Source organism: Psychrobacter sp. BI730, assembly GCF_013414195.1.
GTDB lineage: Bacteria > Pseudomonadota > Gammaproteobacteria > Pseudomonadales > Moraxellaceae > Psychrobacter.
The window spans coordinates 36,776-51,602 of record NZ_JAATTV010000013.1; the positions used below are offsets into that span (position 1 = coordinate 36,776).

Annotated in this window: 11 protein-coding genes; 9 read left to right on the forward strand and 2 right to left on the reverse strand. The window is 42.5% G+C overall.

Translation table 11 applies throughout. The features are described 5' to 3' along the window. Positions 1 to 152: 152 nt before the first annotated feature. Positions 153 to 983 carry a Cof-type HAD-IIB family hydrolase gene (locus HCZ91_RS10380; RefSeq protein WP_179799326.1) on the reverse strand — a complete coding sequence of 277 codons (831 nt, stop codon included), beginning with the start codon at positions 981 to 983 and terminating at the stop codon, positions 153 to 155. A gap of 298 nt (positions 984 to 1,281) precedes the next feature. Between HCZ91_RS10380 and HCZ91_RS10385 the strand changes: the two genes are divergently transcribed. The 3 genes from HCZ91_RS10385 (at position 1,282) to HCZ91_RS10395 (ending at position 3,311) form a co-directional block, all read left to right on the forward strand. After that, a complete protein-coding gene (locus HCZ91_RS10385; RefSeq protein WP_179799327.1) occupies positions 1,282 to 1,788 on the forward strand; it encodes a hypothetical protein in 507 nt (168 codons plus the stop codon). A 455-nt stretch (positions 1,789 to 2,243) separates the two neighbouring features. Continuing rightward, positions 2,244 to 2,717: a BLUF domain-containing protein gene (locus HCZ91_RS10390; RefSeq protein WP_179799328.1), complete on the forward strand. Its 474-nt coding sequence runs from the start codon at positions 2,244 to 2,246 to the stop codon at positions 2,715 to 2,717. Between the two features lie 114 nt (positions 2,718 to 2,831). Continuing rightward, positions 2,832 to 3,311 carry a BLUF domain-containing protein gene (locus tag HCZ91_RS10395; RefSeq protein ID WP_102093178.1) on the forward strand — a complete coding sequence of 160 codons (480 nt, stop codon included), beginning with the start codon at positions 2,832 to 2,834 and terminating at the stop codon, positions 3,309 to 3,311. A gap of 124 nt (positions 3,312 to 3,435) precedes the next feature. Here the strand turns inward: HCZ91_RS10395 and parC are convergent, their stop codons facing one another. Beyond that, a complete protein-coding gene (parC, locus tag HCZ91_RS10400; RefSeq protein ID WP_179799329.1) occupies positions 3,436 to 5,742 on the reverse strand; it encodes a DNA topoisomerase IV subunit A in 2,307 nt (768 codons plus the stop codon). A 457-nt stretch (positions 5,743 to 6,199) separates the two neighbouring features. Between parC and HCZ91_RS10405 the strand changes: the two genes are divergently transcribed. The 6 genes from HCZ91_RS10405 (at position 6,200) to HCZ91_RS10430 (ending at position 14,811) form a co-directional block, all read left to right on the forward strand. Beyond that, positions 6,200 to 7,993, forward strand: a complete 1,794-nt coding sequence (locus HCZ91_RS10405; RefSeq protein WP_179799330.1) for a VWA domain-containing protein — start codon at positions 6,200 to 6,202, stop codon at positions 7,991 to 7,993. A 353-nt stretch (positions 7,994 to 8,346) separates the two neighbouring features. Further along, entirely contained in the window at positions 8,347 to 10,074 is a 1,728-nt protein-coding gene (locus HCZ91_RS10410; protein ID WP_160023498.1) for an AMP-binding protein, read from the forward strand. Between the two features lie 528 nt (positions 10,075 to 10,602). Next, positions 10,603 to 12,402 (forward strand): AMP-binding protein, encoded by a 1,800-nt coding sequence (locus tag HCZ91_RS10415; protein WP_179799331.1) that lies wholly within the window; start codon positions 10,603 to 10,605, stop codon positions 12,400 to 12,402. A 181-nt stretch (positions 12,403 to 12,583) separates the two neighbouring features. Then, positions 12,584 to 13,300 (forward strand): ribonuclease PH, encoded by a 717-nt coding sequence (gene rph / locus HCZ91_RS10420; protein WP_179799332.1) that lies wholly within the window; start codon positions 12,584 to 12,586, stop codon positions 13,298 to 13,300. A gap of 118 nt (positions 13,301 to 13,418) precedes the next feature. Further along, positions 13,419 to 13,910, forward strand: a complete 492-nt coding sequence (locus HCZ91_RS10425; protein ID WP_179799333.1) for a hypothetical protein — start codon at positions 13,419 to 13,421, stop codon at positions 13,908 to 13,910. 262 nt (positions 13,911 to 14,172) lie between these two features. Further along, positions 14,173 to 14,811 (forward strand): hypothetical protein, encoded by a 639-nt coding sequence (locus HCZ91_RS10430; protein WP_179799334.1) that lies wholly within the window; start codon positions 14,173 to 14,175, stop codon positions 14,809 to 14,811. The last annotated feature ends 16 nt before the right edge of the window (positions 14,812 to 14,827 follow it).

The following is a 14,827-nucleotide window of genomic DNA, read 5'->3' on the forward strand; positions in this document are numbered from 1 at the left end:
GAAAGTGATTGTCAATGTGATGGAGTCATCACCGCTACAGTTTTCATTTGAATCGTCTATATAAAACTAGCCCATAATAAAAAGCCCTTACTAATCGGTTAGTAAGGGCTTTTTTTAAATAAACGTTAGTGGCTTTATGTGCCTGAACAGTCTTATGACTTCATTTCTAACTGATTAAGCACGGTTTGAATGCCATACTCTTCAATCGTCCCAGTGACGAAGTCAGCGCGTTCTATTAAAGCTGGCTGCGCATCTCCCATGGCTACAGCAAATCCAACCAAGTCGAACATTTCTAAGTCATTCATACCATCACCAAATGCCATACATTCGCTTGCATCTACTGCATAGTACTCGCACATATCTTTGATGCCGCGAGCTTTTGACGCATCTGCTGGCAAGATATCGGCACCAATCTGATGCCAATGCACCAGCTTTAAATCATACTGGGCAAAGTCGATGTCTTGCATCTTTTCTTGCTGATTGTTAAAAAATACCGAGCACTGATAGACGGTATTTGATTTGTAGTACTCAGGGTCAAGGATCGAATTGGGTGTGACAGCATTGAACTCGCGTAAACGTTCATTTTCACCTGACCACGCGATATGAGTGGCAGAGTCAAACTTATGAATCAAATCACTCTGTTGGCACAGGCGTACGATTTTATCTGTCTGTTCAGCAGTTAACGGGTAGTGGCTGATTCGGCCGCTTTTATCAAAACTATATTGTCCATTCATACAAATAATGGCGTCCAATATATCTGCATCAAGCAACGCTAGAATATCTTCAGGCAATATGGCTTTAGAACGACCAGTCGAAATCACTAGTTTAATATCGGTATCTGCAAGCTGCTCAAGCGTCGCTTTATTGTGTTCAGCGATAATGCCGTTGCGGCTTAAGGTATCATCGATGTCAAAAAAGATGATTTTGGGGGTCGAAATCTTAGTAGTCATACTTTCTTTGGCAATCTTATCTTCGATAAACATGATGATCCTATTATTTTTAGTCGTGTAGATACAATGATTCAGATACTACTACAACATACCCAATCAGATAAATACCTATCGAGTAACCTATGATGCTACAAGTATGCTTATTGAGACAGTATTTGCATGTAGCCTGTAGAACCGCTCATTGCTTGTCCAAAGGATTAACAAAAATGCTAAACGACATGATTAACTTAACCGTGTTTATTTATTATAAAGTTATATTCAATTATCAAAACTAATCTACGAAATAAGATGACTATCATTATTAATGCATCAGCTACCTAAAGGAACAAGTATGAAATTTTTCACCTTAAAATCGGTTACAGTTTTGGCAACCTTGGCTTTATCTGCCAATGCTCTTGCAATGGATGTTGAATTTAATGGTGCTGCTTGGGATGGCAAAAAAATACCTGAGGGGCAGCAATGTCTAAATTATAATGGCAAAAGTCCAGCCACGCCTAGCATGACTGTTTCAAACATTCCGACGGGCGCGGAAAGCTTGGTTTTCGTCTACAACGATGTAAGCAACAAACGTATGCAGCATGGTGGCCATGGTATCATGGAGTTTGCACTACCAGAGGGTGCTACGAGCGCAGAAGTGCCACGAGTATTTGGTCATACTTACGAAGTACCAGTCGGTATTGAGATGGTCGCAGAATACCGTAACCGTAAAGGTGAGGCGGGCGGTGCATATAAGCCACCTTGCTCTGGCGGCAAAAACCATCTGTATACGGTAGATGTACAAGCATGGCAGGGCGATTCGGTACTTGCTGAAACAACAGTTGAGATGGGTCGGTATTGATACGTTAGCTATTCAATCAATATACAACAATTAGTATGCAACAACAAAGCTGTCTATACCAAACTGTTTATACATAGCATAGACGGCTTTTTATTGAGGGTAGGTTATGTTTTATATACCTATAAATACGCTAACTTAATAAACATGACAGACCCTGATGAATGCTTGTAGAGTTTAGTCTACAACTAAACATGACTTAGTCGTATAAGTGCGTTGAGGCAGGGCTATAGGAGAATATAGATTAGACTTGTTAACTATTGGAATAATGCCAAGATACTGAACGTGACAACTTTGTAGTATAATTTTACTACTATGGATATCGGTATGCTATATCATTGAAACTTCTATGTTATAAATCTAAAAAAATCATAGCAAATGATAAAAAACGTTATTAATTATACTTTATCTTAAAGTATACCTTGATTTGAATGAATTTTTTATAAATAAGGTTTCTTATGAACATAACGACAAGCCAACCTTCAGAAGATAGAAAAAGGCATGGCGAACATATTCTTATCCACATGACATATATCGCCAAAAATGTTGATCTAGATTCTGGGATTGAGCTGACTCGCGCACTTGAGTACTGGCGTAGATATTTTGAAGAAAACGATATCGTTTCAGCTTTAGTCATTAGCGAAGGTTATTTCGTTCAAAGTTTCCAAGGAACAAGACCTGCTATCAATACTGCCTTGGAAAAGATACTTGACGAGCATTCAACTATTGTCCCTAATATTGTGAATATAGAGGAAGTCGAGTCGCGTCAATGGAAAGGGTTTTTAGTTAAACATCTAACCTCAAGCGTTGAAGATGAAGAGCATGCCCTAAAGAATTTTTCAGCAGGCTCTGACTACAATCCTTACCTAATGAGAAGCTCTCAGATTGAAAGCTTCTTGAATGCGGTTTTTGAAAATGCTGAATCTAATTAATTTTTAATGAGTAGCATTTCTATACCATAAGAGTCATCTATTTTAATTGGCGTAAAAAAGCCGTATATAAAGTGTCTTTTGATTTAGATAATTTTTTTATAAATAAGGTTTCTTATGCATATCACTACCAACCAACCTTTAGAAGATAGAAAAAGACATGGCGAGCATATCATTCTCAGCCTAACGTATATTGGCAGAAATAGTGACAGTAATAATGGAATAGGGTTGGCTCGTCTGCTTGAGCAATGGCGAAGGAATAATGAAAAAAGTGGTGTAACCTCAGCGCTTGTCGTGAATGACAATTACTTTATTCAAAATATTGAAGGTCCAAGACCTCTTATCAATGAAATACTAGTAAAATTAATCAGTGAGTACTCTTACCTAGTACCCCACCTCAGTGAGATTGAGGAAATAGAAGAACGTAGGTGGGATGGGTTTTTAATAAAATATTTAACATCAAGTGCAGAAGACGAAGCATATACCCTAAAAAGCTTCTCGGCAGGTGCTGACTTTAATCCGTATCTAATGAAAAGCACTCAGATTACAAGCTTCCTGAAAGCGATCTTTGAGGATGCTGTATCTAATAAGTCTTAAATAATTTCTCTATTTTGAGTAGCGTAGAAAAGCCGCCTATACATTGTGTATAGGCGGCTTTTTAAGCTGTTTAATTTTATTAGCTAGATTTTGAACTAGGGTTTCCAAAATTTAACTAGTCAAACTAGCCAATCTCAACACTCGTCACGTTCTGAAAGCCTCTTGGCAGCTGTCCACCACGATTACCGCGAACACCCGTATAGTTAGCCAAATCATTTGGCTTGAGTGTCACATGGCGTTTGCCAGCAGTGATGACAAGGCTGTCTTGCTGACTAAGTGGTGTGATAGCGAGTACCTCTTCACCGTCTTTCAACTTAATAAGTTTGTTCCCTTTACCGCGAGCCTGTTCAGGCAAATCATCAAGAGCAAATATCAGTAGATACCCTGCATTGGTCGCGACAGCAACATGATCAGGTGTCACACGCACATTGCTATTTTCACCTTCGGTATTAGCGGCCGTCTCTACTGGCGCATCGATACGTGCAACAGGGAGCAGTCGACTGTCAGTTGCTAGGTTAATGACGTTTTTACCAGCTTTTTGATTGCTATCGAGGTTGCCAATGGTATTGATAAAACCATAACCTGCTGAGCTGGCAAGGATAATGCGTTGATCGTTATCACCCGTTAGTAGCTGCTCAAAGCTAGCGCCTGCTGGCGGCTTTAATACGCTAGTCAATGGATCACCTTGACCACGTGCAGACGCTAAGTTGTGCGCATCGATACTATAGCTGCGTCCCGTACTATCGAGTACGTAAATCCTTTCGTTTGATTTGCCGCGCACGTGCGCTTGATAGCTGTCACCTGAGCGGTAACTCATACCAGCAGCATCGACATCATGGCCCTTGGCGGCACGAATCCAACCCGCTTTTGATAAGATGGCAGTGACGGGCTCACTCGGTACGAGGTCTGACTCTTTTAGTGCCTGAGCTTCTTCGCGTTCTGCCAATGGTGATACACGCTCATTACCGTGTTCTTTCATATCGGCGGTAAGCTCATCGATCATCAGATTGGTTAGACTGTCTGGATTGTCTAAGTATTCTTGAATGATGGCACGTTCGGCAGCAAGTTCATCTTGCTCGCGGCGCAGCTCAATCTCTTCTAATTTTGCCAACTGACGCAAACGAATATCCAAGATAGCATTGGCTTGAATGTCAGTCAGGTCATAATCCTGCATCAAGGTCGCTTTTGGATCATCCTCTTCACGAATGATGCGAATCACTTCATCGATATTCAGATAAGCAATCAGTAAACCCGCCAAAATATGCAAGCGTTTATCGATTTTATCGAGGCGATATTGCAAGCGGCGTGTGACTACTGAACGGCGACAGATTAACCATTCTTCCAAGACTTCTTTTAAGTTTTTCACCTGCGGCTTACCATTTAAGCCAATCATATTCATATTGACGCGGTAATTGCTTTCTAGGTCAGTACTAGCAAACAGATGGCTCATGACGCGTTCGACATTGACTCGCGTTGAGCGCAACTCAAGGACAATACGACAAGCGTTTTCGTGATCTGATTCATCATGAATATCCGTCACCCAAGGCAGCTTCTTATCAGTCATAAGCTTAGCAATTTGCTCTTGGATTTTGTTGCCCGAGACTTGGTAAGGAAGCGCGTCAATGATGACGAGATTTTTTTCTTTAGGGTCAACATGAAAGGTGGCACGCATCTTATAACTGCCGCGTCCAGTCTCGTACATCGCTTGCAAATCTTTTTTGCTAGTGATGATTTCCGCTGGCGTTGGCAGATCAGGTGCTGGTATTGATTGGGTAAGCTGCTTAACCGATAGCTCTGGGTTTTTGAGCAAACGAATGGCCGCGCGTACCACTTCATTAAGGTTATGCGGCGGAATATCGGTTGCCATACCGACTGCGATACCTGTTGTACCGTTTAATAAGATATTAGGTAAGCGGGCAGGTAGGGTCGTTGGCTCTTGCATCGTGCCATCGAAGTTATCTTGCCAGTCGACCGTACCTTGACCCAATTCTGCGAGCAACGTATTGGCATAAGCCGACATTTTAGCTTCGGTATAACGCATCGCGGCAAAGGATTTCGGATCATCTGGGCTACCCCAGTTACCTTGACCAGTGATAAGCGGATAGCGATAACTGAACGGTTGAGCCATCAGTACCATGGCCTCATAACAAGCGCTGTCACCATGCGGATGGTATTTACCCAATACATCACCGACCGTACGCGCGGATTTCTTGGCCTTAGCAGAGGACTTTAGCCCAAGCTCGCTCATGGCATAGACGATGCGACGTTGGACAGGTTTTAGACCGTCAGCGATATTTGGCAACGCCCGATCCATGATGACGTACATGGCATAGTTGAGATAGGCCTGCTCAGTGAACTCTGCGACTGAACGAGTATCCATCGGCTCATTGGGAATAATTGGGGCGATCGTATGATCAATAACATCAGACATAAAATAGGATTCACTTATCAGTTTTAATAGGTATAGATAATTGGTTCAAGCATACAAATAGGATAGTGCTATCGTAAAGGATATTGCACCAATTAAAAAGACGTATGTCAGAATATACGACATCTCGTGACGTGCTTAAAACAAGCGCTTATAAAGGCCTTTTATAGTATGGTGATTCATAGCTTTTATAGATCAAGTTAAGTATAGTAAATCTAATATTTGTTTTTTATAGGGTTAATAAATATCTTAATATTTAATCGTTTTTATTTAGGATGTTTTATCTACTATTAGTCTAAAGAAAGTAGGTACAGAATAGCTTTAATGCAAAATTAACAACTGAAAGTATGACAGCTAATAGACTAAATAAGACGGCTGCTTTGCCTATTTAAATAGCACTAACCATATATTGACACGGACAAGTCGCTACTGAATTATCTTACAATAAGGAATTTCTGTTATGTCATGTGACCCTTTATCTCAAGTTTCTGCCTCTACAATGCTAAAAAACGAAAGTAAGCACCTAGGGAAAAACGCTACTAGAAATGTACTATTGATTACTGCTATAACCAGTCTAGGATTGACAGCCTGTAGCCCTTCACAAATGAGCAAAACGCTACCAGCCGAGACAAGCAGCACAGTCAATCAAGATGCAGCAGTGGTGTCAGAGTCTATCATGGCGTCACCCAGTGTTAAGCCCTCAGTCATCAGCCAACAGATGATGATACGTTCTGCGGCGCAGACAGGTATCGTACGCCCATTACCGAGCATCATAGTCACGCCAGAGGCAAAAGACAACTATCAAAAAAACGCAGCCAATCCTGTACATCGAACTACGGATATGGCGGTATCCACTTTGTCTATCGATACCGATACGGGCAGCTACGCCAATGTGCGCCGCTATTTAAACGAGGGTCAACTACCACCTGTTAATGCCGTACGGGTCGAGGAATTGATTAATTATTTTAACTATCAATTTGATGATGGCAAACGCTTAGGTAGTGCCCCATTTGTTGTATCAACTGAGGTAGTGGACTCGCCTTGGGATAGAGCAGATCAGGATAACAAAATCGTCAAAGTCGGTATCAAAGCCGTTGATAGTAGCTGGTCACAAAAAACAGATAAGCAGTCTATGCCACCTGCCAATCTCGTATTTTTAGTAGATGTGTCAGGCTCTATGTCGTCGCGCGATAAGCTGCCATTGGCACAGTCATCGCTTAAGCTGTTGACAGAGCAAATGCGTGCCCAAGACAGCATCAGTATCGTGACCTATTCAGGTAGTACTAGTGTGGCATTGCCTGCGACCAGTGGTGACCAAAAAGCAAAAATATTGGCTGTAATCGAGGGATTAAATGCCTCAGGCTCAACCAACGGGGAAGACGCTCTTAAATTGGCCTACAGGCAAGCTGAGCAAGGACTAAAAAAGAATGGTATCAATCGAATCATGATGTTAACGGATGGCGATTTTAATGTCGGTATTAGTGATGTCGATGATATGCTGGATTTGGTCAAAGCCAATCGCGATCGCGGTATTTCTTTGTCTACCGTTGGCTTTGGTCGCGGCAACCTTAATGATCACATGATGGAACAGATGGCGGACAACGGCAATGGTAATTACAGCTATATTGACAGCTTAACTGAAGCGAAAAAAGTCTTTGGCGATGAATTAGCCGCGACATTCAACACCGTTGCCAAGGATGTAAAAGTCCAAGTTGAATTTAATCCTGATGTGGTGAGTGAGTGGCGCTTAATTGGTTATGAAAATCGCGTACTGGCTGAAGAAGACTTCAATAATGACAAAGTTGATGCAGGTGAGCTTGGGGCAGGTAAGGCAGTTATTGCTTTGTTTGAGGTAACTCCAAAAGGACAAAAAGGGTTATATAGCGATCGCCGTTATGCTGCTAGCAATGCCAGTATTAGTTGGAATAATAAACAGAACTCTAATGAGCTTGGCTATCTAAAAATTCGTTATAAAGCACCGACAGGTGGTAGCTCTAAACTCGTTAGCCAACCTATTAATAAAGCTAGCCACGCTTTAAACAAAGCCAGTATCGATACTCAGTTTGCGATGGCAGTAGCAGGGTTCGGTCAACGCTTGACTCAAAGCAATTATATTAATGACTGGCAGTACAGTGATAGCACTAAGCTTGCCAAAAGTAGTATCGCAGATAGACCGAGTAGCGATACTGATGGTACTCGTCGCAACTTTGTGACGTTGACTGAGCTGGCGAGTGCGCTAAAAAATAGCCAATAGTGAACAGATATCGTGTCGGGATAGTCATTATGAAGCAGAAGTCAAGGGTCATATTTTCTAATGGTATGACTGAGATTTTTAGTCTAATATATTGATATTTATAGGGATATTTAGCGTCAAGCCTATTTGAGAACTGGTATAGCAATCTTTTGTATTGAGTACTATGTATAAAGTGTGTATGTTAATGAACAAAGGGCTATTTACCGCTATATTGTTCGCTCAGCACTATACAAATATGTCGCAGCCTTGCTTTTCATCATAGTGATAGGCACGACTCTGACGTTTTGTATATTTATCACACTGTGATTGGCGTGGGTTGACGGTAATGTATTATTACTAGGAGAGAAAAGATTATGGAAAATCAAGGAAACTTAACCCGTCGTGACGATAAAGTTTGGCTAAAAACCTATGAAAAGCTTGGCATGACTTATGATATCGATATGCCAGCTGATAACACTTCGCTTATTGATATCTTTGAGCAAAGTTTTGCTAAATATGGCAGTAAGACCGCTTATGTCTGTATGGGCGCTAGTATTACTTTTAAAGAAGTTGATGAGCAAAGCAAGCAAGTCGCTGTTTATTTGCAGTCGCTTGGCTTGACCAAAGGCGATAAAGTCGCAGTCATGATGCCAAACATTTTGCAACTGCCAGTATCTGTCATTGGTGTCTTGCGTGCAGGTTTGACCCTGGTCAACGTCAACCCTTTATACACCACCAAAGAGCTTGAGCATCAACTTACAGATTCTGATGCCAAAGCACTAATCATGGTCGAAAACTTCGCTAAAACTTATCAAGATATCGGCCGTGATGTGGTTGATAATGTCGTCATCACTGGTATGGGCGACATGATGGGTACGCTCAAAGGCTTTATGGTCAATACTGTCGTACGCCATGTCAAAAAGATGGTACCTGATTATAGTATCGCTAAAAGCATCAGCTTTAAGAACATGCTGAAAAAAAGTCCTGCGCGTAAATACAAGCGTCCTAATGACATTATGCTCAATGATGTTGCTGTCCTACAATACACAGGTGGTACAACAGGCGTGGCTAAAGGCGCGATGCTCACGCACAAAAACCTCATTGCCAACTTAGTACAGAGCAACACCTTCTTAGGTAGTGCTTTTGATGAGTTCGATGCCAAAGGCGAGCAGGCTGTTATTCTGACCGCCCTGCCGCTATACCATATTTTCTCGTTTACCGTTTGCGGTATGTTTGGGATCTATCGTGGCTGCGTCTGCTTACTAGTGCCAAACCCTCGCGACCTTGATAGCTTAATGAAAGCATATAAAGGCAATCCACCCGCCTTCTTCCCAGCGGTCAACACCTTGTTCAATGCACTGGCTAACAACGAAGAGTTTAAAGCCATGGATCATAGCAAGTTGCAGATGTCGATGGGCGGCGGTATGGCAGTTGTGAGCGCTACCGCTGAGAAATGGCGCGAAATCACGGGCAACATTATCCTACAAGGTTATGGCTTGTCTGAGACGTCACCCGTGGCTACTGCCAATCCGCTGAGCAGCACAGAGTTTAGTGGCACCATCGGCGTTCCCATGCCAGGTACTGAAATTGCTATCATCGATGAAGAAGGCAATGAAGTCGAGATCGGCGCGCGCGGTGAGATTGGGGTTCGTGGTCCACAGGTGATGAAAGGTTACTGGCAGCGCGAAGATGCGACCAATGAAGTGATGACGCCAGATGGTTATTTTTTAACTGGTGATATCGGTATTATGGACGAAGACGGCTATGTCACTATTGTTGATCGCAAAAAGAACATGATCTTGGTTTCAGGCTTTAATGTCTATCCAAACGAAGTCGAAGAAGTCATGTCTGGTCATCCAAAAATCTTGGAGTGCGGCGTTATCGGTATCGAAGATGAAAAGAGCGGCGAGATACCAAAGATTTTTGTTGTCCGTAACGATACAAGCTTGACCAAGCAAGAAGTATTGGATTATGCGGTAGAGAATCTCACAGGCTATAAACGTCCGCGCCATGTTGAGTTTATCGATGAGTTGCCAAAATCAAACGTCGGCAAAATCTTACATAAAGACTTACGCGTACTCGAAGAAAAGAACCACGGTTAATTTGCTGATACACGCACCTAGATAGTTGTTTGATAGATGTGTGTATTAACCAAAGACACATGTGAAAGTGTCGCTCGATTAGATACTGTAGTAACTAAAGTAGTAACCAAAAATGATAAGGCTGCAACCATGCTGTCTTATCATTTTTTTGTCTTTATCGCTTTTTTTTGTCTTTATCGCTTTTGACATTTGCGGATGACAGCCACTATTAATAGAGAATATCTATTAAAACTGCTATAGTGCCCATCGACGTATTTTTGTTTTTGTCCAAAAAATCGTACTGGTTTTGCTCAAGGTAACAGGCGAAATCATGGTAGTAAATATCGTTTTCGACTTGGTCGTGCTGAGTGGTAGTATTATTTATCATAGACCCAGTAACACACTTTAATTTGCAAAGCTTATGAATGACAAACCCGATCATACTTATCTATTTCTTATTCATAAGCTTCTGCTGTCAGCGATAATCATAAAAAATGGTGTTTCCATTAGCATATTCAATGTTTTTAACAGTAACATTTAGGGAAAATTATGACGGATAATTTTAATAAAAAAACGACAGATAATAGCGCTGCAACTGACGATAAAGCCAATACTACCAACGATGTCTATCAAAGCAACGCGTTTCCTACTATGCCGACCATCGACAGTGATAGTCCGTGGCTGAGCGCTTATGAGCGCTATAGCATCGATGCTACTATCGAGATGCCAGAAGACAATACCTCTTTACTGGATGTGTTCGAGCGTAATTTTAGCCGTTATGGCCAAAAACCTGCCTATATCTGCATGGGCTCATCGATTACTTTTAAGCAATTAGATCTATATAGCCGACAGATTGCTAGCTATTTGCAGTCAATAGGACTGGTCGCAGGCGATAAAGTTGGGGTAATGATGCCCAACGTCTTGCAGTATCCAGTGGTCGCTTTGGGTATCATTCGCGCAGGGATGGTCTTGGTCAATGTAAACCCTCTATACACCAGCCGTGAGCTGTCACATCAGTTGCATGACAGTGGTGCGAAAGCGCTATTTATCGTTGAAAACTTTGCCAAGACCTATCAAGAGGCCGAAGACAAAGGTCAGGTAGAGCATGTAGTCGTGTGTACCATTGGTGATATGCTAGGTACGATTAAAGGAGCCGTGGTCAACCTCGTGGCTCGTCATGTCAAAAAGATGATTCCTGCTTATAGCATACCGAATAGCGTGAGTTTCAAGCATGCTCTGAATGCTGAATCAGCCAGTAAGTACCAGCGCCCTGAGTTGAACTTAAGCGATGTGGCGCTACTGCAATATACTGGTGGTACGACAGGAGTAGCGAAAGGCGCGATGCTGTCTCACGGCAATTTAGTCGCCAACATGCTACAGGTCAGTGCGCTGATGAACAGTGCATTTGATGATGATATAGATGGTAGAGATGTGATTTTGACCGCACTGCCGCTATATCATGTATTCTCATTTATGGTCTGCGGTATGTGTAGCATGTACCAAGGCTATGCCTCGCTACTCATTCCGAATCCGCGCGATCTTGATGGTCTTATCAAAGAGATGGCCAAGTATAAGCCGGCGTTTATCCCTGCCGTGAATACTTTGTTTAACGGCTTAGTACACAAAGATAACTTTGCTGATTTGGACTTTTCTAATCTAAAAGCGTCTATCGGCGGCGGTATGTCAGTATTGCCTAGCGTAGCGAAAGAATGGCATAAAATCACTGGTCTGCCTATCGTTGAAGGTTATGGCTTGTCTGAGACTTCACCCGTGGTGGCTTTCAATCCGATGACTATTGCGGAATTTACCGGAAAAATCGGTATTCCTGCGCCTAGTACCGATATCGTACTCATTGATGATGACGAAAATATAGTAGCCATGGGCGATCGTGGTGAAATCTGCGTAAAAGGTCCACAGGTCATGATTGGTTACCAGAATCGTCCGAAAGAAACTGCTGAATCCTTTACGGCTAGTGGTTACTTAAAAACTGGCGATATCGGCATTATGGATGAAAAAGGCTTTATCAAAATTGTCGATCGCAAAAAAGATATGATTTTAGTCTCTGGTTTCAACGTTTATCCCAACGAAATTGAAGAGGCGATGAGTGAGCATCCAGCAGTCGTAGAATGCGGTGCTATTGGTGTACCAAATGATGATCGCGGCGAAGAGCCAAAACTGTTTGTGGTCAAAAAAGGCGACGTGACTGAAAAAGAGCTACTAGAATATGGCAAAAAACAACTGACTGGCTATAAGCGCCCACGTCATATACAGTTCGTTGACGAATTACCAAAGTCGAACGTTGGCAAAATCCTACGTAAGGAATTGCGTAAGATGGAAGGGTTAGAATAGTTTATATCTGACATTCTATTGATAACGGTGGCGTAATGGCAGGTGTGAATCTTGCTATTGCGCCGTTGTCACGTTAGGATATCTTAAGATTTTAGTCGACTACATACCTATCAATGTGTTTGCTAACGACTGATAGGTATTTTTATGACACTGCTTTTATAACATTGTACTAGGAATTTTTATGCGTATTGACAATCGTGAGCTTGACCAACTTCGCTCGATCAGCTTTGAGCGCCATTATACGAAGCATGCTGAAGGGTCAGTATTGGTAAGTTTTGGCGATACCAAAGTACTATGTACTGCCAGTGTAGAGTCTGGTGTGCCGCGCTGGCTCAAAGGTAAAGGCAAAGGTTGGATCACAGCTGAGTATGGTATGTTGCCACGTGCGACCAACACGCGCAATCAGCGTGAAGCGGCTCGCGGTAAGCAGTCAGGTCGTACGCAAGAGATTCAGCGTTTGATTGGTCGTAGCTTGCGTGCCATGATTGATCTGAGTAAGCTTGGTGAAAACACCATCTATCTAGATTGCGATGTGCTGCAAGCGGATGGTGGTACTCGTACGGCTAGTATCACTGGTGCTGCAATTGCGCTTATCGATGCGCTAGAGAGTATCCAAAAGGCCAAGAAACTCAAAGCAGATCCGCTAATCGGACTGGTTGCTGCGGTTTCTGTTGGTATGAAAGATGGCGAAGCATATCTTGATCTGAACTACGAAGAAGACTCTAGCTGCGATACCGACTTGAACGTCGTGATGACCCAAAAAGGTGAGTACATTGAGCTGCAAGGTACTGCTGAAGAAAAGCCGTTCACTCGTGCTCAAGCAGATGCTATGCTGTCATTAGCTGAAACAGGCATCGCTGAATTGATTAAAATGCAACAGACGGCGCTTGGTTGGTAGACTAGCGTTTAGATTCAACATACTGTCTTTGTTTTTAGTGTCAATAACTGCCTGTTAGCTGCTAATAGGCAGTTTTTTAATAGAAAATATTCGTACATTACGTAATAGGTAACAACACATGCTAAAGCTGACTGATGATGGCGCCAAAATCACCTTACAAGGGCAAGCGAATGCTGCTGATAATGGCATGTTTTGGTTTGGTTCTGCATTATTGGTAGGGGCTGTCGCAGTCGCCATGGCGATGAGCTTGTTGCCTGAGCGTTTAGCCATCGGTGCACTTGCACTGCTTATCATTGGTAGTTTTATTTTCAATAAAAAGCGCCAACAGCATAAGAAAGCCATGAGCGGTATGATTAGCAGCGGTACATTGTGGGTAAGGGCTGGCGAGCTGGTCCATGACAATCTAGGTAAGCGTGAGCATATTCATTTAACGGATGGCGATAAGATAACGCTGATTGGCGAGCAATTACAGATTGTCGATAGCAGTGATGTTCGCAAATATCATATTACTGGTTTCGAGAGTGCTCAAGAAGCAAAAGCTGCTAAAGCCATCTTAGAAGGGCAGGCGCTAACGAAACGTCATGTAAATATTAAAATGAAGAGTAATTAGTATTTTTTCTTAATTTCATACTCTACGAGAGCATAGCTATTATCTTCGTGCTATCCAATCTCTAACTCAAATGTCACTTTAAATTCCACTCGACGTGCCTCTCCAATATTGTCATCCATCAGTATATTTATACCGTTTATCACCTGACGCAAGCGAATAGTGCTTGCAGATTTGTGCGCAAATGGTTTATAAGTAGGATTATAAAATTTATCCTTCTTATTATTGATACTGTCATTGAGATCTAGTTGACAAGGAGTTAGTCATGTCGCGTTTGTCTATACCGTCAGTCGCCACGTCGTGCGGTTTTTTACTATTTACCTGCGGCATGGTAGGACAAGCCCATGCAGATAGTATGAGTATGCTTATCGCTCAGAAATCAGCTCAATCAACGACGAATACATTCTATCGTTATCCTGAGGTAACACGTCAAGCGCCTACAGTCTTACCGGCGTTTTTATCAGGCAACTATGACAATGTCGATAGCGAGTATCTACCGCTATTGAGCAATGCTGAGACGCAGAGTAGTATGGCAGCACGTGAGGTGGTCAGTACCGCCCGCAAAATGGCACTTAACGAGCGCACAATTATTCAAGGTGGCTGCTGGGATTATTTAAATGCGGTATTTAATCGAGCAGGGGTATCGCGCAATACCATACACAAAGGCACTTATGCGCAAGGGCCCTATGCTATTAGCAGCGAGATTGAAGCAGGCGACTGGCTCTATTATATCAATCATGGTTACAATGGCGTCGAGCATAGTGGACTGTTTGTCGGTTGGGTCGATGAGCGTGCCAAGCAGGCTTTGATACTGAGCTATGCTGGCGAAAATCGCCGTGAACCAGCTCGTTATCGCGTTTATGACTTAAGCAATGTTTATCAAATTATGCGCCCTAGTATTTAGGGTTTGATGTTTCCAG